The sequence below is a fragment of the Geothrix sp. PMB-07 genome (genome assembly GCF_030758935.1).
Taxonomy (GTDB): Bacteria; Acidobacteriota; Holophagae; order Holophagales; family Holophagaceae; genus Geothrix.
Genome location: NZ_CP132333.1, coordinates 1,741,830 through 1,766,891, shown reverse-complemented (window position 1 = coordinate 1,766,891; position 25,062 = coordinate 1,741,830). Strand labels below are relative to the sequence as shown.

Genomic DNA, 25,062 nt, shown 5'->3' with positions numbered 1-25,062 from the left:
CGGTCGCAGCTAGGCGGTCTCGCCCAGCAGCTTCTCCAGCGCCTCGCTCAGGGCCGCGGCATCCACGGCCTCCATGCAGGGGTGGCCCGCCACCGGACAGCCCAGCCGGAGGCATCCCAGGCAGGGCACCGCTTCATTCCGGAGAACGACCACCTGAGGCCCCTGGGGTGCGGTCAACGTGGGCCGCGTCGGGCCGAACACCGCGACGAGCGGAACCTGGCTGGCCGCCACGATGTGAGACAGGCCCGAATCGTTGCCGACGACGGCGGCAGCGCGGGCTGCCAGCGCGGCGGACACGGCCAGGCTGGTCTTCCCGCACAGGTCGGAGATGCCGGGGAAGACCGCCCGCAGGGCTTCGGCCTGCTCCAGATCCTCGTGGTGGTTGCCACCCAGGAGAACATGCGGAATGCCCCGGGCCCGGAGCCGCGCAATGACCTCGATCCAAATGCCCGTGCCCAGCCGCTTCACCGCCGCGGCCGCACTGAGCCCGATGCCCACGAAGCGGCCCTCCACACCCAGCCCGCCCAGCAGCCGATCCGCCTGGTCCATGGCCGCCGCTCGGGGCCGGAAGGGCTCCGAGTCCCAGGCTGTCACCGCCGGAAAGGCCCGGCGCAGGACCTCCCGATAGCGATCCAACTGGTGATCCTCCCGCCCCTTGAAAGGGATCGCCCGGGAGGCCAGGAAGCGGCCCCCGCTCTCAGACCAGCCCACGCGGATTGGCGTACACGCCAGGGCCCCGGCCAGCAACCCGCGGGTGCTTCGCGGGAGGTTGATGACGCCCGCCGCCCGATGGGCACGGAGCAGGCGGGCCATCGGCAGGGCGCCCGGCTTGCCGACGTCGGGAACAGTTGCGGCGTAAGGGGCCGAACCCTCGAAGAGATCCATGATGGGAGGCGGTCCCCAGGCCACGAGGCTGTGCCCTGCCGCCCGCAGCGGCGCCACCGCCTGGGTGATCATCATCGCGTCGCCAATGAACCGGGGCATGCGCACCCACAGCGCGCCCTCAGGAATGGCCATGGTTCTCCCCGGAAGCCTTGGCGCCGAGCAGGCGTCCCTCGGACTCCATGACCAGCCCCTCGAGCAGGTTCCAGACCCGCAGAGGTGTCACGCGGTGGGCCGTACCCTGGATCTCCTCCGGCCCGAGCGGGGTGGGGTCTTCGGACACATCGATGCAGGGCCCGCGCACCGAAAGGGCGAAGGGCCCCAGGGGATTGATGAGTTGCTCCGGCGAAACGCCATTCACCGTGACCGTGGGGCGGCCTGTTCCGGCGGCCGTGTGGGCCAGTCCGGTATCCACCGCCACGTTGCCCCAGGCCACACTCTGGATGGCGCAAGCCTCAGGCATGGTGGTCTGGCCCGTCAGGTTCCAGGAGCCCGGCACCTCCCCGGCCAGCCGATTCCCCAGCTCCACTTCATCAGGCCCGCCCAGCCACACCACGCCAAACCCCTTTTCCCTGGCGATCCGTGCAATGCCAGTCCACTGGGCCACCTCCGGGAACCAGCGCTTGTTGAAGCCCCGGGTGCCGAAGGCGAGGGTGATGAACGGCTCACCCTGCCAGCCCGCCTGGCGCAGCTTGGCAAAGCCAGCTTCGCCCCCCAGCCGGTCTGGCCGCATGGGCATCCACTCCAGCCGCGAACTGCCCGTGAGCTGTTCCAGCAGGGGTTCGTAGCGGCGCACCAGATGGACGGGCAGGTCACGGTAGATGAAAGGGTAGTGGTAGAGCAGGGACAGGCTGTTGTCGGCGATGCCGGCGCGGATGGGCACACCGGCGGTCCAGGCGGCGAAGGCCAGACGGGCGGACTGGCTGAGGTTGATGAAGGCCACGGGCGGCTGCTTGCGCCAGCGGCGGATCAACCCCCAGGGATCAGGTTTCTGATCCTTCCCCGCCTCGATGACGCTTTCGGCGATGAAATCCGGATGGGCCTCGCTGAAGATGGCGGCACCAATGGCGTGGCCAACCGCCACCCAGCGGATGGTCTTGCCCTGGGCGGCCGCCACGGCATTCCAGGACTGCTGCAATCCGTGAAGGAAAGGGATGGCGAAGATGACATCGCCCAACTGCCGGGGGAAGCGGATCCAGACCTCGGGCTGATCGAAGGATGGGAGCACCTCCCGCAACCGCTCCTGCCCCGGTTTGACCTTGCCCACCACACCACCTCCAGTGGCCATTGTGCCCGAAGGGCCGCTCCAGCACGGAGCGGAACCGGTAGCATGAGACATCCCCGAGGTGACCATGCGCCCCCTGCTCAGCCTGTTGCCGCTGTCCCTGCTCGCCCCTCAAGCCGCCTTTGCCCAAGCCGGGCCGCAGACACAGTTGCCTCATTTCACGGTGCGCGAAGCCATCCAGGCCGAGTGGTCGCGCCAACCCCTTGCCTTCATAGAGACGCAGAAGGCAGCCCTGTCCCCCGCGGATCGGGCGCTGTTGGAACGTGCCCAACAACGCATTGGCGCACCGGGCACCTCACCTTTGCTGCCACCGGAATTGGAGAAGCCCACCCTGGAGGTCTGGGAAGTGAAGGCCCAAACCGCCCGCACGCCGCAGGATCGCTTCACCGCGCTGTTCTTCCTCAACCGCCTGAAAAGCTCCAAGGCCTTAAGCCCCCTCAATGGCCTGGGCCCGGCCGATGCCAGCGCCTGGCCCCGCCACCTGCACCTGGAGGCGGCCATCGCCTCGGCCCGCCTGAATGGCGCCGAGGTTTCGCCCAGCCTGCAAGCCTTCCTAGATGCCCTTCAGAAGACAGGCAAGGTGGATCCTGTGCGGGCCCAGGCCGCGCGGCTGCGCCTGGTCATGGCAGGCAAGGAGAAGGACCTGCTGCCTCCAGTGAAGGCCACGCCCGGCAGCCTGCTCGCCCTGCTGGATGCATGGAATCGGGCCCCTTGGGCCCAGCGGCGCGAGCTGGCCCTGAGCGCGTTCAAAACCCTCAGCCCCGATTCGCCCATCTGGCCTCGGCTGGGGGTGCAGCGTCCCACGGAGGCCGTGCTGAACCAGGCCTGCGTCGGCATCCTGTCCCGCCTTTCGGAGGGGGTTCCGAGCCCCGCCCCAGCGGAAGCCTTCCAGGTGCAGGGCGGGCCCTGGTCTTGCGCCACCAGCCCCCTGGCCACCTGGTACGGCTACCAGGCTCTGGCCAAGCTGGAGACGCCCCTGCCCTCCATCCAGACGGCCCTGGCACAAGAACCGCCCCTCGGCGCCACGACACCCCTCATGCTGGGCACCCTGCTGCCCGCCCTGCGCAAGCAGAGCCCCACCCAGGCGGATCGTGTGCGGGCTGAACTCCTGGCGGGCAAGGATCCCCTGGGCCGCGCGGCGGCCATCGACGATCTTCCTGCGGCCCCGGCCGATCTGGCCGCATTGACTCAGCGGACCTGGGCGGATGGCCAGTTTGAATCCCAGCAGACCCTCATTCAGAGCTACAGCCGCTGGAAGCTGACGCCCGATGAACAGAAGGCTCAGCTGCGGCCCTGGCTGCAGCATCCCGACTGGACCTGCCGCTGGGAAGCCCACCAGGCCCTGGTGAAGCTGGATCCCGCCACGGCCTGGCCCGCGGCGCCCGCGCCGACCAGCACGCATGAAGCCATCCTGAAGGAAGCCACTCACCTGGCCGAACGGGGCCAACCTGTGCGGGTGCGCATCACCTTCGCCGGAAAGCGGAGCGTCACGCTCCGGCTCGATCCCACGGTGGCTCCCATGAACGTCGCCAACCTGGTGCTGCTGGCGCGGGCCGGGTACTTCAACGGGCGGCTGGTCCCCCGGGTGGTGCCGGACTTCGTGGTGCAGATGGGCTCGCCCTTCGACACCATGGACGGCGGCCCGGGCTATAACGTCCGCTGCGAGAACAGCCTCACCTGGTATGGCCCCGGCAGCGTGGGCATGGCCCTGTCCGGCAAGGACACCGGCGGCAGCCAATTCTTCATCACCACCAATGGCACGCCCCACCTCACGGGCAAGTACACGCGCCTGGGCGAAGTGGAAGACCTGGATCAGGCCCTGCCCCTGCTCGATGACCTGGAGCTGGGCGCCCGAATCCTCACCATCAAAGTGCTGGAACCGTGAAAGGAGGGCAATGGCCGCTCCTGCTTGCCTTCGCGGTTTCCGAAGCCTTCGCCCAGGCCCCGCTCCTGCAGGATGGCGCCACCGCGCTGCGACAGGCGCGGCTGGATTGGGCCCAGGGCCAGAGGCCTCTGGAGCCCTCGTCCGTGCCCTCCCTTGAAGTGGGGTGGGGCGGCGCGGGTTCCGACGGCCTCTACGCGCCTCTGTTGGATGGGGAAGGCATGGGGCACGGCAGCCAGGGCTGGGGGTTGGGCCTGCAGGGGCGCTATGTGCGGGGAGGCTGGTCCTTCGCCTTCACCGCGCTGGGTCTGCGCGACCACGGTTCCACCCGCGGCACCCTTCATCGCGCCGCCCTCGCCTATCAGACCGAATCCGGTTGGCGCGTCGCGCTGGAGCAGGCCCCTTTTGATTGGGGCGTCAGCCTGCTCGGTGGTGAGTTGTTGGGGGCTCAAACCCGGGCCTTTCCGCGGCTCAGCCTGATCACACCCGAGGCATCAATTCTCGAAACGACCTGGCGCCTGGAAACCTTCATAGGCCGCCTCGAAAGCGCGGCGCCGATTCCCCAGTGGGCCGCCGATCGCAACGCGGGACTGGCCGCCCGCACGGCCGGGCTAGTCCTGACCCGCCCCCAGTTACAGGGCGCCATGCTCCGCATGCAGGCCGCGGGCTTGCTCGAGCTCGGTCTGGGCGCCATCAGTCTGGAGGGCGAAACGGAGCCTTCCGGGCCCCGAGTCAAGCACACCCAGGCCCTGGTGGAAGCCAAGGTTCGCATCCCCCTTCTGGCCCAGACCCTCCATGCCCGGGGGGCCACGTTTCAATTCAGCCGCAGCGCCACCCCGGAGGGCCAGGCCTTGGCCCTGAACCCGGCCCGGAACCTGGCCAACCTCCAGCTGGTCTGGGATGGATGGGATGTGGGCGCGGAATATGCCGGGCCCGCCCGCCCTGTCCATCCCATTTCGGCGGGCCCCTTCCTCCAGCCCACCACCCTCGCGGGCTTCTCCAGCCACGGCGACCCCCTTGGCGATGCCTACTGGCGCCAGGCGATCACGCGCACGGTTGCGCTGGGGACGCCCTTCTTCCTGGAGGGCCAGAGCCATGTCCGGCTGATCCGGGCCACCGCCTCACTGGATCAACCCTGCGGCCCTGCCGCCTGGTTTCTGCAGGTCGAGGCCCAATGGCGCACGTCCAACGGACGCCTGGGAGCCTCCCTGGCTTCGCTGCGCCAGGAACCTGCGACGCAAGGCCCCCGCTGGGGCTGGAGCTTCAGCATCTTCCAAGCGTTCCGGGTGTTCTGAACCGATCGCCCGGCCTGCGCTATCCTGATGGCTACTGCTCGAGGTCCGAATGGCGCTGTCCCGCGATCAACTTGTCCGCCGTGCCGCGCAGGAACTGCGTGATGGCTACTACGTGAACCTCGGCATCGGCATCCCCACCATGGTGGCCAACGCCATCCCCGAAGGCATGGAAGTCATCCTGCAGAGCGAGAACGGATTGCTGGGCATCGGCCCCTTCCCCACGCCTGAAGAGGTGGACGCCGATCTCATCAACGCCGGCAAGCAGACGGTCACCACGGCCCCCGGCGCCAGCTTCTTCAGCAGCGCCGACAGCTTCGGCATGATCCGCGGCGGCAAGATCGACCTCAGCATCCTGGGCGCCATGCAGGTGGACATGGAGGGCAACCTCGCCAACTGGATGATCCCCGGCAAGATGGTGAAGGGCATGGGCGGCGCCATGGATCTCGTCGCCGCCGCCAAGCGCGTGGTGGTGGTCATGGAGCACACCAACAAGAACGGCGAGTTCAAGATCCTGCGCAAATGCGACCTGCCCCTCACGGGCCAGCGCTGCGTGCATCGCATCATCACCGATCTGGCCGTCATCGACGTGGTGCCCGGCCGAGAGGGCCTGCGCCTGGTGGAGGTGGCCCCCGGCGTCACCAGGGAAGAGGTTCAAGCGAAAACGGAACCGCCACTCGTCATGGACCACGCCACGGTGATGACCGGCATTTGAAAGCCTGACCATGCTTCGATCCTTTTCCTTTCTCACCCTCGCCCCCGCCCTGGCTTTTGCGGCACTGACCATCGCGTGCGGAACTCCGGAAACCACCGTGCCTCCCAACACCGCCGCAAAGAACACCGAACCCTTCACCCCCGTTCTGAGCCTGCGCCCCAGGGCCATCAGCCTGTCCGTTGGCGCCACTCAAGTTTTCCAGGCAGAAATCAACTATCCCGAGGGCGTGCGCTACCTGCGGCAGCCTGTGAAGTGGGAAGTGGTAGAAGTTGGCGGTGGCACCATCAGCGGCAGCGGCCTCTACACCGCTCCCACTGCGGCAGGCGTCTATCACGTGAAGGTCACCCGCGAGGATTTCCCGGAAGTCACCGCCACGGCCACCGTCACGGTGAAGTGATGGATTTATACGGCGCGCTGCGCCCCCTGATCTTCCGGCTGGATCCCGAGACCGCGCACAACCTCACCTTCTGGATGGGAGCCCGCGCTTGCGCTTGGCCGTGGCTGCCCAAACCCGCCTTACCTGCATCCCTGCGCTGCCAAGCACTCGGCCTTTCATTTCCCACGCCGCTTGGGCTGGCAGCTGGTCTGGACAAGGGCGCCACCCTGCTGCCCCTGTGGAAATCCCTGGGCTTCGGCCATGTGGAGGTGGGCACGGTTACACCGCGGCCTCAGCCCGGCAATCCCAAACCTCGGATCTTCCGCTTTCCCGAGGCGGGGCTGATCCTCAACCGCATGGGTTTCAACAGCGAGGGCGCCGAAGTGGTCGCCGCGCGCCTGCGCCGCCGCCCCGCGGGCCTCGTCGTGGGTGGCAACCTGGGCAAGAACAAGGAGACGCCGGAGGCGGATGCCCTCAATGACTACCGCGCCGCCTACCGCCTCATCGCCCCCCAGGTGGACTACATCGCCCTGAACGTAAGCAGTCCGAACACACCCGGGTTGCGGAACCTTCAGGCCCCGGAGGCATTGAAGCCCCTGCTGGCGGGCATGCTGGACCTGCGCAAGGAGATGGGCTTGGAGCGCCAACCGTTGCTGCTCAAACTCGCGCCGGACCTGGCCCCGGAGGACCTCGACGCCATCGTGGAAGTGGCCGTGGCCGCAGGCATCTCAGGCCTCATCGCCACCAACACGACGCTGGATCGCGGCGTGGTGCAGGAGCCGCTGCGCGCCTTCGTGGAAAGCAAGGGCGCCGGTGGCCTGAGCGGCGTCCCGCTCAAGGACAAGGCCCGGCAGGTTCGCCAGCGCATCCTCGCGGCACTGGCGGGGCGGCTGCCCCTGGTCGCCTGCGGCGGCCTGGGTTCCGCGGCCGACGTTCAAGGCGCCTTGGATGATGGCGCGGCCCTGGCGCAGGTCTACAGCGCCCTGATTTTCGAAGGGCCCAGCCTGGTGGGGCGCATCCACCAGGGTCTTGCCGAACACCCGAGGTCGCATTGACTCTTCTTCGCCAGACCCGGTTCTCCGCCTCGCCCCTCTTTCGTCATGCCTTCCTCGCCGCTGCGGCCAGCCTGGCCCTCCTGGTCGGGCTGTTGGCCCACTTTGCCCTGAGCGGCATGGCGCAGACCCGCCTGCTTCAGCTGGGGCTGGTGGCACTCACCGTGGTGGCACTGAGTGCCTCCGTGCTGCGGGCGAAGCAACGCGGTCCAGAGGCCCTCGGCTGGGTGCTCCTCAGCTGCGCCCTGCTCATCAACGCCCTCATGCAGGTCATGCGGATTCCAGGCTTCTACGGCATTCCTGCTCCAGGCTATCTGACACGGCTGACCATCCTGCTGCAGGTGCTGGGCTCCTGTCTCTTCATTGGCACGCTGTTGAGTTGGAACCTGGCCCCGCCCACCCGCTTCGCCCGAATCCGGCACGGCCTGGATGGTCTGCTCTTCGCCCTGGCCGCCTTCTTCATCCTGTGGGGCCTGGTGCTGGGGCCCGCCTTCCTCAGCGACCGGTTTCCGCTTCTGGATCGGTTCGTCTGGCTTGGCACCTTCCTGGTCTACGACCTGCTGCTGGGCCTGGTGGTGTTCTTCTGCCTCCCCGAACCAAGCCGTCTGCGGGGCCCCCTGGGCTGGCTGGCAGCGGCCTTCCTGCTGGCGGGCCTGCACAATTTCAAGTGGCTCATGGATGTCCTCTCGGGGAATCCCGTCTTCCACTTCCCAGTCGGTGCCCTCATCTACGCCATCCCCTTGACGTACCTGGGCGCAGCCCTATCGCCCCAACCCGTGCGCTCCCAATCCGGAGCGGATGCTCCCGTGCGCATCGTCCACCTGCTGCCCTACGTGCCGGTCCTCGGGGCCGCCGTACTCGCCGGGTGGCTGCTGTCCACTGGAGCGATGCCGGGGCACCGGATCATCCTGGTCTGGTTGGCTCTGAGCCTCATTTTGGTGCTGCTGCTGCGGCAGTACCTGGCCCTGCGCGATTTCGCGGCCCTGTCGCAGCACCTCGAATCCCGCGTGGCAGAACGCACCCAGGCGCTTGAAAAGGTGCAGAGCATCCTGCTGCGTACCGAGCGCATCAATGCCATGGCCACCATGGGTGCGGGCCTGGCCCACGACATGAACAATGTGCTGAACGCCATTCAGACGCGCGCAGAGCTGGTGGTCATGGATCTCGACGAAGGCAAGCTGCCCAACCGGGAGGACATGGTGCGTGTCCAGGAAGCCACCCAGCACGCGGCGAAACTGAGCGGGCGGCTCATGGCCATGGGCCGCCAGGATGCCGAGGCGCCCCGGGCCATGGACCTGACAGCTGAGCTGCATTCGATCCAACCCCTGTTGCAGGTGCTGCTACCGCGGAGTCAAAAGCTGAGGCTGATCAGTACCGGTGAGCCCATGCCCTTTCGAGGCACCCGGGGCCTGCTGGAACAAACCCTCGTGAACCTGGTGAGCAACGCCCGCGACGCCATGCCCGAGGGGGGCACCATCACCCTCCGCGCCCGCGGTGCCCAACCCCATGAAGCAGAGACCGGCCCGCTGCTCGAGGTCGAAGACACCGGCCAAGGCATCCCCGAAGACATGCAGAGTCAGGTGTTCCAGCCCTTCTTCACCACCAAGGCCTCGGGTTCCGGCACGGGCCTGGGCTTGGTCTGCGTGAAGAGCCTGCTGGAGCAGGCGGGAGGCAGCATCCGCTTCACCTCGATGCCAGGCCAGGGGACCATCTTCCAGATCCGCCTGCCCGGCCTCTCCTGAGCGCCGCTTCGGGCATCCTCCCACCGGCGTTACACTGGTGGACCGAGGTATCGATGTTGTCACTTCATTCGAGGATCCGCGACCCCCGCCTGCTGCCCCTCGCGGACAAGGTGCTGCGCGGAGAGCGCCTGAGTTTCGAGGATGGCCTGCTGCTCTACGCCACGCCCGACCTCAATGGCGTAGGCGCCATGGCCCACCATGTGCGCCTGCAGAAGCACGGCCGCGCCGCCTACTACGTGAAGAGCCGCCGCCTTTCCTACACCAACGTCTGCTACACCCACTGCCAGTTCTGCGCCTTCCAGGCCAAGCCGGGCGATCCCCGGGCCTACGCCCTGTCCGCCGAAGACATCATCCGCGAGTTGGAGCAGCCCGAAAACCTGGGCGTGCGCGAACTGCACATGACCTCGGGCCACAACCCGAAGCTGAAGATCGACTATTTCGAGGATCTGTTCCGCAAGATCAAGGCCCGCTTCCCCGCCATCCACCTCAAGGTTTTCACCATGATCGAGATGGATTACTACGCGCGAATTTCGGGCCTGAGCACCGAGGCCTTCCTGGACCGCTGCATGGCGGCGGGTCTGGAGAGCTGCCCGGGCGGCGGCGCCGAGATCTTCGACGAGGACATCCGCGAGAAGATCTGCATCGGCAAGAAGGACGCCCAGGTCTGGCTGGATACAGCTGCCATCTGCCACCGCAAGGGCCTGCCCACCAACTGCACCATGCTCTACGGCCACATCGAGGAGCCGAAGCACCGGGTCGACCACCTGCTCCGCCTGCGCAAGCTGCAGGATGAATCCCTCGCCGCAGGCTACACCGGCTTCCTGGCCTTCATCCCCCTGGCCTACCAGAACGAGGACAACGAGCTGAGCGCCACCCACGTCATCCACGAGACCACGGGCACCCAGGACCTGCGGGAAATCGCCGTGGCCCGGCTGCTGCTCGACAATATTCCGCACATCAAGGCCTACTGGGTGATGATCTCGCCTGGGCTCGCCCAGGCCGGGCTCAGCTATGGCGCAGACGACCTCGACGGCACCGTCATCGCCGAGGAGATCGCCCACCTGGCCGGCGCCAAGAGCCCGCAGGGCCTGCAGCAGAGCGAGCTGGTACGCCTCATCCGCGAAGCCGGCTTCGAGGCCCTGGAACGGGACAACCTCTACAACGTCTACGCCGCGGTCTAGTCGACCTTGCGCTTCTCATAGACCTTCGCCGGATCCAACACGAAGGCGTAGCGGCTGTCCCAGAGGCGGTCGTGGATGCGGGTTGCCTGCGCCGCCAGAGGCGAATCCCGGAAAATCAGCTCGACGTTACGAGAGCCGCTGAAGTAGCTCTCCTCCCAGTTGCTGGTGCCCAGGGCCAGGTGGGTGTCATCCACCACCAGGTATTTGCTGTGGATGGTGCGGGCAAAGGGGATGTGGCCCTCCTTGGCTTCGGGGACGGAGACCACCTTCACTTCCAGGTTGGGAATCAGACGGAGGGCTTTCAGATGAGGCAGGGCACGGCTGCCTAGCACCCAATCCGACACCATGAGCCGCACCTTCACGCCCCGCACCGCAGCGGCCCGGAGGGCGTTGTCCAGCACGGGCCAAAAGCCATCCTGGCCTGCGATGGGCGAATAGGTCAGCAGCTGAACCCGAATGCTCTGCCGTGCCTGGCCGATGAGATCCACCAGCGCATCGATGGAGGGCCGGATGTCTTTCGGAGTCAGGAAGGGCGGGCTGGCCACCAGCTCCACCTGAGAGTGTGCGGACATGCCGGGCAGACCAGGGAACACCGGTAGCTTCCCATCCGCGGCGAAGGCCCAATCAATGGCGAAGAGGCGCGCCAGCCGCGACAGAATAACGGGCTCCGCGGTGCGCACGCCCAGTTCGTGGATGTGCTCCAGGGCCCGCCAGTCGAAGTTCTGGCTGCCGATGAAGGCCTCCTTCTCATCCACCAGAAAATACTTGGCGTGAAGAATGCCTTTGGAAACGTCCGCCAGATCAAAGCTGTGCACCTGGGCGCCGGGAATGCGGCGGAGCCGTGCCACCGAGATCGGATCGTTTTCCAGCATCTTCGCCGACAGGAGGAAGCGCACCTTCACGCCCCGCGCTCCGGCCTTCTCCAGCTCGGCGAGGACGGGCTCCAGCGCACTTCCGGGCCGGTTGGTCACATAGAATTCCGCCGCGTCGATGCTGACAACGGCTTTGCGGATCATGTCCACCCAGGCATCCTTCGCGAAGGGTAGCGCTGGATCCGCCAGGTCGGTCTCGGCCGGAATGGATTGCACCAGCTGCGTAACAGGCGCCGCAGATTGAGCCACCAAGGGCGCCCCCAGAAGGGTGGCGCCGAGAAACAGGGGGAACATGGACCGGCGGATCATGGCTGCACTCCGCCGCTGAGCATACCCCGTTGACGCAGGGCCTTCGCCCCTGTTGATCTGAAACCATGGAAACAAAAGCCGAATTCCGCGCCCACCTGAAGGCCCGCCGGGATGGGCTTCCGCCGGAATCGCGTGCGGCTTGGTCCCAATCCATCTGCGGTCATGTCACCGAGCTTTTACGCCGCCGCCACATCACCCGCGTTGGCGCCTTCTGGCCCTATGGCTCGGAGATCGACCTCCGCCCCGCCGTGGCCGCCCACCCGGAGGCCCTGTGGTTCTTTCCGCGGGTCGTCTCGACTCAGCCACCCCGCCTGGCCTGGGGCACCGAGCCCCTGGAGAAGGGGCAGTGGGGGCTCCTGGAGCCTGTCCTGGCTCAGCACTTCCTCCCGCCCGTCCAGCTGCTGCTGGTGCCGGGCCTGGCCTTCGACGGAAACGGGTACCGCATCGGGTACGGCCGCGGCTTCTACGACGCCCTGCTGGCGCAGCTGCCGGAGGATGTGCTCACGGTCGGGGTGGGCTTCGAGGCCCAGATGGATCTGCCCGTTCCAGTCGATCCCCATGACCTGCCCGTGGGCGCGCTGCTGAGCGAGCGGGGCTTCCGCTCGCTTTAGCCCAGCTTCAGGATGCTCGACCCGTCCGCGTAGCCTTCGGTGGGGGTCTCCCGCATCTTCTGCAGCACCTGCACCAGGGCCCGGATGCGATCCACCATCTCGCCGATCTTGCCCAGCTTGACCTCCTCCGGGTACTTCCGCTGCAGCATCTCCACCTGCATCGAAATGATGGCCAGCGGGTTGTTGATCTCATGCTTGAGGGTGCCCGCCATCTGCCGGAAGGAATCCAGGCGCTCGGCCGCCAGAGCCCGCTGCTGCAGCTCGGTGTGGCCGCGCAGCACCTGCAGGCGATGATGCAGCGCTTCCCAGCGGAAACCCTCCGCCAGCCAATCGGTGGCACCGGCCTCGATGAGCTTGGGGGTTTCATCCTCGTTGCAGCGCACCACCAGAATGGGGGTGGTGGCGAAGGAGGGGTGATGCCGGTAGGCGCGGATGCACCCTTCCAGATCTCGCGTACCCTTGGCATCGATGACCAGAAACCGGAATTTCGGCAGGGGGGGCGGAGGCGGCTCCTGCTCCAGGGGGTTCAGCCAAAGGTTGCCTGCCTCGGCCACCGTTTGAAAGAGGCCGAGCAGGTTCAGTTCCTCGCTGACCAGGCCCAACAGAGGCCGAGCGGGCTCTTCCGGCATGGCGTCTGGTCCTTCTGGCAACAGCAGATCGAGGGCCTGGTCGGACCAGCGCCATCGCACCCCGGCGTCCTGCAGCACGCGCTGGGTCCAGGCATCGGGGATGGGGCCATGGAGGCCGCTGGGCAGGCTCATGCGCAGCACCCGGAAGCCCCGCTCTTGATCCCAGCGACCCGTGGCGATGGCGCCATCGGTCAGCTGCATGAGCATGGGCTCCACCAGACCGGCCAGGGCCACCACCAGGGGCCCACCCGCCAGCCACACGGAGGCGGCTGGCGCCTCGGCGATCTCGAACCGGGCCTTCCGCAAGCGCAGCAGCGAATCCCAGCGACGGACCAGATCCTCCTGCAGCGAGGCCATGGGCAGGGGATGTCCCGCCACGGGGGTGGTGTCCGCGCTTTCATCGCGGCTCCCATGTTCCAGCAGCGCCAGGGAATGGTCCAGCTGGCTGCGAATGGCCTCCCCCGTGGCATCGGGAAGCTGCTCGGCCCAGCTGCTGACCCGGCGCAGGTGGGTGGCCATGGCCGCGAGCAGCTCGCCATGCCGGTCGGCCTCCCGCTGGGATTCGGTGCGTAGCCTCAGCAGCTCGCCCTGCTGCTCCGCCTGGCTGAGGGCCCGACGGTTCAACATCGCCTGCCGCAAGGCCATGGAACCCAGCCGAACGAAGGCCTGGAGGATGGCCAGGTCGAAGCGGCTGAAGGGCCGCCCTTCGGCCTCCCGGTCCAAGTAGAGCGCGCCGTGGATCTCCCCTTCATCCACGATGGGGGTGCAGAGCAGCGACCCCCGATGGAGTTCCACCAGGCTGAGACCGCCGAAGCGGGGATCTGCCAGGGGCCGGTTGGACAGCACCGCCGTGAGTTCCACCGCCACATAATCCAGCACGGAGCGGGACAGACCGATGCCTTCCTGAACATTGCCCACCCGATGCACCGTGCGCCAGCTGCCATCCTTCTGTTTCAGCACCAGGAAGCCGCGGTCGCTGTTCAGCAGCCGCAGGGATTCATCCAGCAACCCCTTCACCATGGCATCGGGATCCACCTGGGCCAGCAGCTTCTCGGTGGAACGCTGCATGAGTTCGATGCCGCGGATCAGCACCATGGCCTGGGCCGGTTCGGGGCGCACCTCGTGGAAGAGGTCGCCCACCCGCTCTGCGAAGGTGGTGCCATCCAGGCCCGGAAAACCTTCCGTGAAGGTCAGACGCCAATCGCCCATCTCCAGCACATCGCCATCCTGCAAGGCATTGCCCTGATGCCCGAGGAGGGGCACACCATTGAGGAAGGTGCCGTTGGCAGATTCCAGATCGCGCACCCACCAGATGGCGCCGATGCGATCAATGGCCGCGTGCGCTCGTGACAGGCGGGCCTCGCTGGGGCGGGCCACCGCGCAGGCCAAGGGATCACGGCCAATCTGACATGCCGTGTGAACGGCATGCCACATCAACTGACTCCCCTCCGGCCAGGACAGGTAGGGCATCGAACCTCCATCCGGTCTTTCGGACGGGCCCGCAGCCGACCTGAATTACGAGGGGAGGGAGTACCGCGGCTCGTGAGTGCGGCTGGGGCGGAAGAAGAGCATGGTGTGGCCGATGGTCCAGACATGCTGAAGGTCCGGCACCGCGGCGCAAAGGGCCCGGGCAGCCGTGTCTTCATCCTCGAAACTGTTGGGATTGATCTTGACCTTCACAAGCTCGAGGCTGTCCACCATCACGTCCAATTCAGCGGCCTGGGCCGGGGTCACCCCGCCCTTCCCCACGTGCATGACGGGTTTGAGTTTGTGGGCCTGGGCCTTGAGGTACTGGCGCTGTCGAGAGGTAAGCATCGGGACTCCGGCCAATCAGTCTATCTTGGATGGCGAGGTGCTCCCATGCGATGGCCCATGCTCCGTCCCCTCCTGCTCTCCCTGGCCACCCTGGCCTGCCTGGCGGCACCGCCCCGCACCCTGCGGGTGGACTATGGCCACACGGGCAACGCGGGGTCTGAGCACTTCGGCATCGACCGTCTGGTGCTGGAGCCCCTGCCCTGGCCCGGGGACCTCGCCAAGGCCGTGGATCGCAGCAACCTCGGGAAATACTGCTTCGAAGTGATGGACAAGACCACGGGAAAGCTGCTCTTTTCCCGGGGCTTCGCCAGCATCTACGGGGAGTGGGAAACCACCGACGAGGCCAAGAGCCTGAGCCGCAGTTTCCATGAATCCCTGCGCTTCCCCCAACCCGATGCACCGGTTCGCATCCAGGTGAAGAAGCGCGACGCCCAGAATGCCTTCAAGACCTGCTGGACCTTTGAGCTCGATCCCAAGGATCCCCTCATCGAACAGGCTCCGGCTCCCGACGCCGGTGGCCTCATCACGCTGCAGAAGAGCGGCGACCCTGCGGACAAGGTGGACTTCCTCATCCTGGGCGATGGCTACACGGCCGCGGAGCGCGGCAAATTCGAGCAGCAGGCCCGCAAGGTCATGGAACTGCTCTTCCAGCAGTCGCCCTTCAAGGAGCACCGGAAGGATTTCAACGTGTGGGCCCTCTGCCCACCCTCGAAGGAAAGCGGCATCTCTCGGCCTTCCACGGGCACCCACAAGCGCACGCCCCTGGGCACCACCTATGACGCCTTTGGCAGCGAGCGCTACGTGCTTACCTTCGACAACCGCGTCTGGCGCGACATCGCCGCCCAGGCGCCCTATGAGTTCGTGGAGATTCTCACCAATTCCGAAACCTACGGCGGTGGCGGTATCCACAACCTCTACAGCACGGCCTCCGCAGGCAACAGCACCATCGGCTACCTGTTCGTCCACGAGTTCGGCCATCACTTCGCGGGCCTGGCGGACGAATACTACACGTCTGATGTGGCTGTCACCAACGATGCCGCCAAGCCCGAGCCCTGGGAACCCAACGTCACCGTGAATCCCAAGCAGCCCAAGTGGGGCAGCCTGCTGAGCCCCGGCGTGCCCCTGCCCACCCCCTGGAAGAAGGATGAATTCGAGGCCCACAGCCACGAGTACCAGAAGGAGCGCCGCGCCATCCGTGCCAACAACCGGCCTGAATCCGAAATGGACGCCCTCTTCGCCAAGGAGAAGGTCTACGAGATGAACCTGCTGGGCAAGGATGCCCACGCCGGCCAGGTGGGAGCCTTCGAGGGCGCCAACTACGAGGCCAAGGGCTACTTCCGCAGCCAGGAAGACTGCCTCATGTTCACCCGCGATGACGTGGGCTTCTGCGCCGCCTGCCGGGCCGCCATCGAGCGGGTGATTGGCCAGTATTCGAAATAGGGACAATCACAGCCCAAATGGGCAGTCACTCTTTTTTGGGATGCGCCAGGGCCTTGGCCCGGAGGTCCCACAGAAAACCTGCATCCACCCACCAGAGGGTGGTCTGGCCGTTGCCTGAGAGGGTGCGCTCAGCCAGTACCTCCGACCAGCGCAGAGGGTGCCCATCCAACCGCGGGATCACCCGGTCACTTCCGAAAAACACCACCTTGCCATCGGGGCTGAGGTTGATGGAGTACTCGTCGTTGGCCGGGCTGTTCACGGTGGGGCCCAGATGCACAGGCTCGGTCCAGCTCCCATCCGGTCGCTTGAAGTAGGCGTAGTAGTCAGCCCCGCCAAGGGAATCTGGGCGTCCCAGGAGGGGGACGAGCACGAACCGCTCATCAGGATCCACCCGAGGATTGGCCTGCTTGGAATCCTTGTTGAATGGCGCTGGCAGTTTCTCCGCCACGCCCCAGGCCCCATCCTTCCAGCGGGAGCGCAGAATCCAGCCGCCCTGCCCCTCCTCCTTCAGGAAATAGAGGGTGCCGTCCCGTGTAACGGTGGGATAGAACGTGTTTCCGCCGCCATTGATGGTGTCCGGAAGACGGCGCGCCTCGGACCAGCCCTGGACCTGCCGCTCCATCATCCAGATGCCGAAGGGGCCCGGCTTGCCGGATTTGGGATCCACGGGTCGATCTGACGTGAAGAAGAAGCGCCGCCCATCGGGGCTGATGCAGGGCTCCAGGCAGCGCCAGCGGGGATCTCGGGAGAAGGGTGCCACTTCAGGCGGTGTCCAGGCTCCTTCAGCCTGGTGGGACTCAATGATGAGGGCCTTGTGGAATCCCGGAAGGAAGAGGCCCACATAGACCTCTGAGCCATCGGGCATCAGCGCGATGTCCCGGGTGGAATGGCCCGTGTTCAGGACCCCCTCGGCGAAGGGGACCGCTTCGCGGCCGGGAAGGGGCTGCCCCAGGTAGGGGGCCTGGGCCAAGAGGCTGGAGCCCAGGAAGGAACCGAACAGAAAGCAGGCCTTGATGGCTGGAAAAACCATGGGGTCTCCTGGAATTGGCTTCATGCTGCCACCCTCCAGAACCAACCCAGGGGACTCTGGGGCGAAAGGGCCAATTTCCGGGGCGGCCTAGAGACTCGGCCCCGTGGCGGTCACGCCATTCACGTCCAGCAGGCGCTCCCGCCGGGCATGCTGGATGCGGTCCCGCAGCTCTGCCGCCTCCTCGAACTTCATCTGGGAAGCCAGTTCCTTCATGCGCTTTTCGAGCTTGGCCACTTCCCGCTCGAAATGCTTGTCCTCCAGGTAGAGCAGGGGTTCCTCGGCGGCCCGCTCCTCCTTCGTGACGTTGATGAATTCGCGGGCCAGAGCCTCGCCCATGACATCGTCCAGGTTGCGCTTCACGGTCTCGGGGGTGATCCCGTGGGCGGCGTTGTGGGCCAGCTGCTTGTTGCGGCGGCGCTCGGTCTCGCCGATGGCCTGCTTCATGGAGCCGGTCATCACATCGGCGTAGAGGATGGCCTTGCCGCTGACGTTGCGGGCCGCCCGGCCGATGGTCTGAATGAGGCTGCGGGTGTTGCGGAGGAAGCCCTCCTTGTCCGCATCCAGGATGGCCACCAGGCTCACTTCCGGCAGGTCCAGGCCCTCACGCAAAAGGTTGATGCCCACCAGCACGTCGAAGACGCCCCGGCGCAGGTTCTTCAGCAGCTCCACCCGCTCCAGCGTGTCGATCTCGCTGTGGAGGTATTCGGCCTTGATGCCCAGTTCCTGATAGTAGGCCGTGAGCTGCTCCGCCAGCTTCTTGGTGAGCACCGTCACCAGCACCCGCTCGTCGCGGGCCACCACCTTGCGGATCTCCTCCAGGAGGTCGTCCACCTGGGTGCCCACGGGGCGAACCTCCACCACGGGATCCACCAGCCCCGTGGGTCGCACCACCTGCTCCACAAAGGCGCCGCCGCTCTGCTCCAGCTCGTAGGAACCCGGCGTGGCGGAAACATAAATCACCTGTTTCACCCGACTCTCGAACTCCTCGAATTTGAGGGGGCGATTGTCCAAGGCCGAGGGGAGGCGGAAGCCGTAATCAACCAGCGTGGTCTTGCGGGCCCGGTCGCCGTTGTACATGCCGTGGAGCTGGCCCGTGGCCACGTGGCTTTCGTCCATGAAAACAATGAAGTCCTCCGGGAAGTAGTCCAGCAGCGTGTGGGGCGGCTGGCCCGGCTGGCGGCCATCCAGGAAGCGGCTGTAGTTCTCGATGCCGCTGCAGTGGCCCATTTCCTTCATCATTTCCACATCGTAGATCACGCGCTGATGCAGGCGCTGCAGCTCGACGATCTTGCCTGCGGCGCGCAGCTCGTTTTCGCGGGCTTCCAACTCCTCCTTGATGTCGCGGATGGCGGTCTTGAGCTTGTCCTCGGGCGTCACGTAGTGCGTCTTGGGCCAGATGGTGAGTTCATCCAGTTTCTCGATCACAACACCGCGCAGGGGATCGATCTTCGACAGGCGCTCCACCTCGTCGCCCCACAGCTCGATGCGGTAGGCCACATCCTCGTAGGCCGGATAAACCTCCACCACATCGCCCCGCACACGGAAGATGCCGGGCTCGAAACTGAGGTGGTTGCGCTGGTATTGGATGGCCACCAGGTTCCGAAGCAACAGGGCCCGGTCAACCGTCTGCCCCACTTTCAGCGCCACGGAGAGGTTCAGGTAGGACGAGGGATCGCCCAGACCATAGATGCAACTCACCGAGGCGATCACGATGGTGTCGCGGCGCTCCAGCAGGCAGCGGGTGGCGCTGAGGCGCAGCTTCTCCAGCTCCTCGTTGACCTTGGCATCCTTGTCGATGAAGAGATCCCGCTCGGGCACGTAGGCCTCGGGCTGGTAGTAGTCGTAGTAGCTGACGAAATACTCGACGGCGTTCTCGGGAAAGAACTGCTTGAACTCACTGAAGAGTTGGGCGGCCAGGGTCTTGTTGGGCGCGAAGATGAGCGCGGGCCGTGCCGCCCGGGCGATGGTGCTGGCCATGGTGTAGGTCTTCCCCGAGCCGGTCACGCCCAGCAAGGTCTGGGCGGAGTCACCGCGTTCGAGCCCCGCCACCAGCTGTGTGATGGCCTCGGGCTGATCCCCTGCGGGCGAATAGGGTGCGACGAGCTTGAAGGGAATGGCTTTGGACATGAAGGAAAGAAAACCACCAAGTCGGGCTCACGGGAAGGATTGTTTTTCGCCTTTCCTTCGCGTCAGCTGGCGCCATCAAAGGCGAGCACCTTCAACCTCGCAGCCTTCCAGTCCGCCCAGGCCGCCCGCAGCTCCTGCTGACAGCGGCTGCGTTCGGATTTCCATTGGCCGCGCAGGTCCTGCCAGGCCGCCCCTCGCGCTTGCCCCTTGGCCTTCCATTCAGCCGTGAGGGCCTCCCAGGCTTCCCGGCGGGACTGGAAGGTGCCCAGGGCCTCCTCCATCCGGGCCTTGGCCAGGCCCAGGCGCTCCCTCAAGTCTTCCGTGAGGGTTGGCGAAGTCGAGGCCAGCACGGCGGCCAGCCGCTTGGCCTCCATGTCCAGGCGTGCGCGTTGAATCTGGGTTTCCGGCACGCGCCTCAGGCCGTGGGCAAGGCCCACCCACGCGAAGAGGGAGATGAGCCACTTGCCTGGGTCCCACTGGTACCACTTGGCCGCATTGCGGTAGTCCCACTGCCACTTGTGGTGGAAGTTGTGGTACCCCTCGCCGAAAGTGAGCGGAGCCAGGAAGGCGTTGTCCCGCGAGCTGTTCGTATCCGAATAGGGCTGGCTGCCCCAGCGGTGGGCAGCGGAGTTGATGAGGAAGGTGCTGTGGTGGGTGGCCACGATCCGCAGCAGCAGGCCGATGGCCGCATGGCCCCAGACATTGCCTGTGGCCCATCCCACGTAGACCGGGATGAGGGCCACCACCGCGCCGATCCAGAAGTGGTAGCGGTGCTGCCAACGCACCAGGGGATCCTTCTGGAGATCCTCCACCGCCTCCAGGGGGCGCACCGCGCCTTCCATCACCCAGACCCAATGTGCGTACCAGAAACCCTTGGAGATGGCGTAGGGATCGCCTTCCGGATCATCCACGAAGCGGTGGTGCTGGCGGTGGTCGCTGGACCACCACAGGGCCGAATTTTCGAAGGCGGCGGCGCCGAACACCAGGAAGGCCAGGCGCAGCGGCCAGGCGGCGCGGAAGGCCCGGTGGCTGAAGAGCCGGTGGTAGCCGATGGTCACCGAAAGGCCGATGAGCGTGTACATCAGCAGGAACATCCCCACCTCGCTCCAGCGCAGCCCCTGCAGCACGAGCTTGAGGGGCACCAGAATAAGCGCGAGGATCAGGGTTCCCCACAGGAAAAGGGTGTTGAGAAGGGAACGCTGCGCTTGTTGGGCCATGAAAAAGGGTAGCCCTGAGGTCCAGCCGCTTCTCCCAATTCGCTGTAACTTCTGGCTAGCGCCGCCAGCTCAGGCGAGCCCGCAGCCCCGTGTCCTCGAAGCGCATCTCCACCTTGGGATCGCGGACGCCCTCCAGCAATCCGAAATCCCGGGCGGGATCTCGCAAGGGCGTGGCAGGTCGGGTGGGCCGACCGTAAGCCTTGTGCTCCAGCCAACGGCCAGTGGTCAGGGCGTCCGGAGCGAGCAAGGGCGCCACGCCGAGGATGCGGTGGCTGTCGGCTTGCGCGGCCTTCACATCCTCCCCCAGGCGCAGCCAAGGTCCCAGCCAGGCCATGGCCGCGAAGGCGCTGCGGGATTCCCCCTCCACCGCCGCTTGGAAGGCCGCGGGAAGGCCCCGATCCAGCGCTTCCGGATGCAAGCGCAGGCTGGCCGCGTAAGCCTCGCCCGCATCCGTCCCTGTCAGGAGACTGGCGGGCAGGCTGGCGTCGTTGGACAGCAGCAGCCAGCGGTCCTCCACCCGGAACGTGAAGCGCATGCTGGCCAGGCGCAGGAAGCCCAGCCGCAGCATCAGGCTGCCGTCGGGTTCGGTGCTCAGCAGGCCATCCAGCTCACCGCCCTGCCACAGGCTGGAAGGCAACATGCGGTAGACCACCTCCCGCAGGGACTTTCGGGTGGCCTCTGGATCCTTCAGCTCCAGGGCGATCACCACCGGGCGCGTGAACACGCCCAAGGCCAGGGCGCCCATGCCCACCAGCCCATTACGCTGGTTGAAGGGATCGGATTCCAGGATGGTGGCGGGGCTCCCGTTGCCTGTGGCCAGCACGGGTGCGCCGTCGGGAAAGGCCGCCACCATGACGCCCGTGCTCACCTGCATCAGGCCCTGAGCCATCTCCCCCAAGGGCCGAGGCAGTGAGCCTTCTTCGGTGCGCAGCCGCAGACTCAGCTCCGCCACCATGGGCTGGCGCCAGCGTGGCTGCGGCAGCGGCCCCTCCTGTGAGAGCAGGGTCCGCATGGGCAGGTAGATGCTGCTGTCCAGCAGGGGCAGCACGAAGGTTTCCAGCTCCTGCCGACCGTCCACCTTGGCATCCAGACGGAAGGCGATGGGATCGAAATAGCGGCTCCAGTAGCGGCTGTAGGCCTCCTTGAAGGCCGCATAGGCTGCTGCCTCGTCGGCGCTGACCTCCTTCAATGGAATCCGGGCCAGGGGGTGCAGACGTTCCAGAGGACCAAAGACCGCGTGACGCACCTGGCCCGTGGCGGTGAGCGTCAGGGGCCCCAGATTCACACCCTGGGGAATGTAGCCGCGAGCCTTCAGATCAGCCAGATTCGAGGGTTCACCCGGCGCGTCCATGCGGCGCAGCAGGGCCGCTGCCGCCACCACCTCCATGTCGGCGCGGGCCTCGGCTTGCCGGGCTTGCAGGAGGCGCTGGCGAGGCCCCACCAGGGCGCGGATGAAAGCATCTGAAAGGTACGCGAAGACCTCGGTATCCGCCTCGGGTGCGAGTTTTTCCAACACCACGGCGAATTCATCGGAGCGGCCCAGGCTGTTCTTTCCGCTGGCGGTTTGCAGCGCGAGGGCCAGCTCCAGTTCTGATTTGGAAGTGGACAGGAAAATGCGGGAACCCCGGCGGGCCGCAAAGGCCTTCCCGCCGAGGGTCTTGTAGCTGTGAACCGAACCCTCCGGGATGAAGCTGCCTTCCTCGGGCCGGGCCAGATCGGCCACCACCGTGGCTTCGGTGCCCGCCATGAAAGCCAGATCCGGAAAGAAGATCGCCGCTTCGCGGATCGCGCCGGATTCGATCAGACGCCGCCCCCGGCCATCGCCCAGGCCCAGGTCCTCCAGCGTCCGGCTGATGATGCTCGTATCCAAGCCGCCGCTGCCGGAGAAACTGGAAACCCGCTGCAGGAAGGTCGCGCCAGCCCCTTCCAGCGAGGCCAGCGCCGCCTTTGGTTTGGGCAGGTACAGCAGGGCGCGATCCTGGGGCACACAATCCGTCAGCGCGAGGCGCGCAGAGGACCGGCGCATCTCCGCCCAGGGATGGGGGGGCGTGGTGATGCCCGTCAGGGAGGCGAGTGAAACCGGAGCTTCTACGGCTGCTTTTTTGCCCCGGGGCACCAGGGGCCGATCCAATTGCAGGGTTTCATCCACCGCGGCCCGGCCACCCAGGAGCGCCAGCAGCGAAGGACCACCCTGCTCTTCCCGCTGGCGACGACGGGAGGAACGATCCGGCACCTCGAAGCCGTAGGCCGAGGCTGCCGCACGTCGCAGGGGCAGGCGCAGAGGCGAAGGTTCGTCAGACCACAGCTCCCAGTCCTGCAGGCGCCGGGTGAGCCATTGCTGCAGGGGCTTCGCATCACCCACGCGGCTGGGCATGGGGAAGCGCAGGTCCGCGACCTTCACGCCGCGATCATCCATCAGTTCGAGCCGGGCTTCGGCCACTTGGCCTCGCCGCAGGGCCACCACCTGGAAGGGAATGGCCTCCCGCTGATCGGCCGCATCCAGGGGTGCCGCAGGCAGCAGCTGGGGCGTCACCAGGCCCGTCTCTCCGGCGGCGGGGCGCAGGTAGCCGCGGAGAAAGGCCCGGGGCAGCAGCACCTCGCCGCTGACCACCTCAAGGCCGGTCTTGGCGTGGAGGTGCCGCGCCACGGGCGTGACCTGATCCGGAAGCCCCGCAGCCAACATCGTCATGGGCAGCTGCAAGGAAATGGCGAGGGCCCATAGACGGACGATGCCGAAGGACATGGAATGCCTCCTCTTCTTCCCAGATTGTTCGGGTGCTTCTAGACCTTGCGCAGCACCAAGCAGCCATTGGTGCCGCCGAAGCCGAAGCCATTGTTCATGGCGTATTCGGCATCGAAGGTTCCGGCCACATTGGCCGTGACATCCAGGCCGCACTCGGGATCCTGGTTGTCCACGTTGATGGTGGGGGGAATCTTCCCGGTCTTGACGGCCAGGGCCGCCACGATGGTCTCCAGGCCGCCGGCGGCACCCAGCAAGTGGCCGTGCATGGACTTGGAGCTGCTCACCTTGATCTTCTTGGAGTGCTCGCCGAAGACCTTCTGGATGGCCAGGCACTCCAGCTTGTCGCCCACGGGCGTGCTGGTGCCGTGCATGTTCACGTAGCCCACCTGCTCGGGCGCGATGTCGGCATCCTTGAGCGCCGCGCGCATGACGCGCTGGCCGCCCTCGCCCTCGGGAGCGGGCGTGGTGATGTGGTTGGCATCACCGCTCATGCCGTAGCCGGCCACTTCGGCGTAGATCTTCGCGCCCCGGGCCTTGGCCAGCTCGTACTCCTCGAGGATGACAATGCCCGCGCCTTCCGCCATGACGAAGCCATCCCGGTCCACATCGAAGGGACGGGAAGCGCGCTCGGGCTCATCGTTGCGGGTGCTGAGGGCGCGCATGGCCGCGAAGCCGCCGACGCCCAGCTGGTTGATGACGGAGTCGCTGCCGCCCGCCATCATGCGATCCGCGTAGCCGAAGGCGATCAAACGAGCTGCGTCGCCGATGGCGTGGGCGCCGGTGGCGCATGCCGTCGCGACTGCGCTGTTGGGTCCCTGCAGGCCGTACTTGATGCTGGCCTGGCCGCTGGCCAGGTTCACGATGAGGCTGGGGATGAAGAAGGGGCTGGTGCGGCGGGGGCCGCGGTAGCCGTTGGCCTCGTCCCAGATGGTGCTGAGACCGCCGATGCCGCTGCCGATGTAGGTACCGAAGACTTCCCGCTCCGCCTTGGTCAGCTCGATCTGGTCGAAGCCCGCATCCACCCAGGCCTCATGGGCCGCGCCCAGGGCGTAGTGGATGAAGATGTCCATCTTCTTCTGTTCCTTCTTGTCGATGAACAGATCCGGGTTGAAGCCCTTCACCTGGCCCGCGATCTTGCAGGCGAAGTCGGTGACATCGAAGCGGTCGATGGTGCTGATGCCGCTCTTGCCGGCCAGCAGGTTGTCCCAGGTCTCGGGCACGGTGAGCCCGCAGGGGTTGACGGTCCCCATGCCGGTGATGACGACGCGACGACGCTGGACGGTCCTGCTCATGGATTCACCTCAGGTGGGATCGGAAAACAAACGTGCCGCAGGGCCATGGGGGCGCTGCGGCACGTCACTACGCGTAGGGATCAGGCCTTCGAGTGCTTCTCGATGTAGGCGATGGCGTCGCCCACGGTGCGGATCTTCTCCTGCTCGCTCTCGGGGATCTCGAGGCTGAAGGCCTCCTCAATCGCCATGATGATCTCGACGGTGTCGAGGCTGTCGGCACCGAGATCGTCGACGAAGTGGCTGGACTCGGAGATGGAATCTTCGGGCTTGGCCAGCTGCTCAGCAATGATCGCAATAACCTTCTTACGGACATCAGCCATCGGGGGCTCCTCCAAATCGAACCTGGAAACCCTAACACAACCCGGGCCGATTTTCCAAACCCCAGGTAAAGCATCCCCTGCAAACCCGCAAGAATACTAGGAGCCCGTCCAAGTCATCGATAGGGGCTGCATTGACGGCAAAGGGCCACCAGGCAAGGAGGGGGGCGCAGGGCGGTGCGGGTTCACCGTTCAAGCCCGCCGACACAGCATGGGGGCCCTTTGCCGCCAACCCTTCGGGCTGGGGCGGCAG

General features: G+C 66.3%; 20 protein-coding genes. 9 read left to right on the top strand and 11 right to left on the bottom strand.

Annotated features, from left to right (window positions below; genetic code table 11):
• Nucleotides 1-9 precede the first annotated feature (9 nt).
• Together Q9293_RS07845 and Q9293_RS07840 are read right to left on the bottom strand one after the other, a co-directional pair.
• Nucleotides 10-1,017: a glycosyltransferase family 9 protein gene (locus Q9293_RS07845; protein ID WP_306251747.1), complete on the bottom strand. Its 1,008-nt coding sequence runs from the start codon at nucleotides 1,015-1,017 to the stop codon at nucleotides 10-12.
• A complete protein-coding gene (locus Q9293_RS07840) occupies nucleotides 1,004-2,149 on the bottom strand; it encodes a glycosyltransferase family 9 protein (protein ID WP_306251745.1) in 1,146 nt (381 codons plus the stop codon). The genes Q9293_RS07845 and Q9293_RS07840 overlap by 14 nt, the downstream gene beginning before the upstream one ends.
• An 85-nt stretch (nucleotides 2,150-2,234) precedes the next feature.
• On the opposite strand from Q9293_RS07840, the gene Q9293_RS07835 reads away from it, so the two are divergent.
• The 7 genes from Q9293_RS07835 to mqnE are packed head-to-tail and all read left to right on the top strand — an operon-like array spanning nucleotide 2,235 to nucleotide 10,407.
• Nucleotides 2,235-4,052, top strand: coding sequence for a peptidylprolyl isomerase (locus tag Q9293_RS07835; protein WP_306251743.1), 1,818 nt, complete (start codon nucleotides 2,235-2,237; stop codon nucleotides 4,050-4,052).
• Nucleotides 4,049-5,344, top strand: coding sequence for a hypothetical protein (locus Q9293_RS07830; RefSeq protein ID WP_306251741.1), 1,296 nt, complete (start codon nucleotides 4,049-4,051; stop codon nucleotides 5,342-5,344). The genes Q9293_RS07835 and Q9293_RS07830 overlap by 4 nt, the downstream gene beginning before the upstream one ends.
• Nucleotides 5,345-5,393: 49 nt before the next feature.
• Nucleotides 5,394-6,056, top strand: coding sequence for a 3-oxoacid CoA-transferase subunit B (locus Q9293_RS07825; RefSeq protein ID WP_306251739.1), 663 nt, complete (start codon nucleotides 5,394-5,396; stop codon nucleotides 6,054-6,056).
• Nucleotides 6,057-6,066: 10 nt separating this feature from the next.
• Nucleotides 6,067-6,453 (top strand): hypothetical protein, encoded by a 387-nt coding sequence (locus Q9293_RS07820; protein ID WP_306251736.1) that lies wholly within the window; start codon nucleotides 6,067-6,069, stop codon nucleotides 6,451-6,453.
• Nucleotides 6,453-7,487, top strand: a complete 1,035-nt coding sequence (locus Q9293_RS07815) for a quinone-dependent dihydroorotate dehydrogenase (RefSeq protein ID WP_306251735.1) — start codon at nucleotides 6,453-6,455, stop codon at nucleotides 7,485-7,487. The genes Q9293_RS07820 and Q9293_RS07815 overlap by 1 nt, the downstream gene beginning before the upstream one ends.
• Nucleotides 7,484-9,226, top strand: a complete 1,743-nt coding sequence (locus tag Q9293_RS07810) for a sensor histidine kinase (protein ID WP_306251733.1) — start codon at nucleotides 7,484-7,486, stop codon at nucleotides 9,224-9,226. Before Q9293_RS07815 ends, Q9293_RS07810 begins: the two co-directional genes overlap by 4 nt.
• A gap of 53 nt (nucleotides 9,227-9,279) precedes the next feature.
• Complete coding sequence (gene mqnE / locus Q9293_RS07805; RefSeq protein WP_306251730.1) at nucleotides 9,280-10,407, top strand: aminofutalosine synthase MqnE; 1,128 nt, start codon at nucleotides 9,280-9,282, stop codon at nucleotides 10,405-10,407.
• Here the strand turns inward: mqnE and Q9293_RS07800 are convergent.
• Entirely contained in the window at nucleotides 10,404-11,588 is a 1,185-nt protein-coding gene (locus Q9293_RS07800) for a phospholipase D-like domain-containing protein (RefSeq protein WP_306251728.1), read from the bottom strand. The two genes, mqnE and Q9293_RS07800, sit on opposite strands and share 4 nt — an antisense overlap.
• 65 nt (nucleotides 11,589-11,653) lie before the next feature.
• Here Q9293_RS07800 and Q9293_RS07795 point away from each other — a divergent pair, with 65 nt between their 5' ends.
• Complete coding sequence (locus tag Q9293_RS07795) at nucleotides 11,654-12,199, top strand: 5-formyltetrahydrofolate cyclo-ligase (RefSeq protein WP_306251726.1); 546 nt, start codon at nucleotides 11,654-11,656, stop codon at nucleotides 12,197-12,199.
• On the opposite strand, the gene Q9293_RS07790 is transcribed toward Q9293_RS07795, so the two are convergent.
• Together Q9293_RS07790 and Q9293_RS07785 are read right to left on the bottom strand one after the other, a co-directional pair.
• A complete protein-coding gene (locus Q9293_RS07790) occupies nucleotides 12,196-14,298 on the bottom strand; it encodes an FHA domain-containing protein (RefSeq protein WP_306251723.1) in 2,103 nt (700 codons plus the stop codon). The two genes, Q9293_RS07795 and Q9293_RS07790, sit on opposite strands and share 4 nt — an antisense overlap.
• A 45-nt stretch (nucleotides 14,299-14,343) precedes the next feature.
• A complete protein-coding gene (locus tag Q9293_RS07785) occupies nucleotides 14,344-14,643 on the bottom strand; it encodes a YhbY family RNA-binding protein (RefSeq protein WP_306251721.1) in 300 nt (99 codons plus the stop codon).
• A gap of 57 nt (nucleotides 14,644-14,700) precedes the next feature.
• Here Q9293_RS07785 and Q9293_RS07780 point away from each other — a divergent pair, with 57 nt between their 5' ends.
• Nucleotides 14,701-16,083, top strand: a complete 1,383-nt coding sequence (locus Q9293_RS07780; RefSeq protein WP_306251719.1) for an IgA Peptidase M64 — start codon at nucleotides 14,701-14,703, stop codon at nucleotides 16,081-16,083.
• Between the two features lie 25 nt (nucleotides 16,084-16,108).
• Here the strand turns inward: Q9293_RS07780 and Q9293_RS07775 are convergent, their stop codons facing one another.
• From Q9293_RS07775 to acpP, 6 genes are all read right to left on the bottom strand, one after another.
• On the bottom strand, nucleotides 16,109-17,113 hold the full coding sequence (locus tag Q9293_RS07775) for a hypothetical protein (protein WP_306251717.1): 1,005 nt from the start codon (nucleotides 17,111-17,113) through the stop codon (nucleotides 16,109-16,111).
• An 87-nt stretch (nucleotides 17,114-17,200) separates the two neighbouring features.
• Nucleotides 17,201-19,240, bottom strand: coding sequence for an excinuclease ABC subunit UvrB (gene uvrB / locus Q9293_RS07770; RefSeq protein WP_306251715.1), 2,040 nt, complete (start codon nucleotides 19,238-19,240; stop codon nucleotides 17,201-17,203).
• A 62-nt stretch (nucleotides 19,241-19,302) separates the two neighbouring features.
• On the bottom strand, nucleotides 19,303-20,457 hold the full coding sequence (locus tag Q9293_RS07765; protein WP_306251712.1) for an acyl-CoA desaturase: 1,155 nt from the start codon (nucleotides 20,455-20,457) through the stop codon (nucleotides 19,303-19,305).
• Nucleotides 20,458-20,512: 55 nt separating this feature from the next.
• Nucleotides 20,513-23,200: a hypothetical protein gene (locus Q9293_RS07760; protein WP_306251711.1), complete on the bottom strand. Its 2,688-nt coding sequence runs from the start codon at nucleotides 23,198-23,200 to the stop codon at nucleotides 20,513-20,515.
• A gap of 38 nt (nucleotides 23,201-23,238) precedes the next feature.
• Nucleotides 23,239-24,492, bottom strand: a complete 1,254-nt coding sequence (gene fabF, locus Q9293_RS07755; RefSeq protein ID WP_306251709.1) for a beta-ketoacyl-ACP synthase II — start codon at nucleotides 24,490-24,492, stop codon at nucleotides 23,239-23,241.
• 80 nt (nucleotides 24,493-24,572) lie between these two features.
• On the bottom strand, nucleotides 24,573-24,812 hold the full coding sequence (acpP, locus tag Q9293_RS07750; protein WP_306251707.1) for an acyl carrier protein: 240 nt from the start codon (nucleotides 24,810-24,812) through the stop codon (nucleotides 24,573-24,575).
• Between the last annotated feature and the right edge of the window lie 250 nt (nucleotides 24,813-25,062).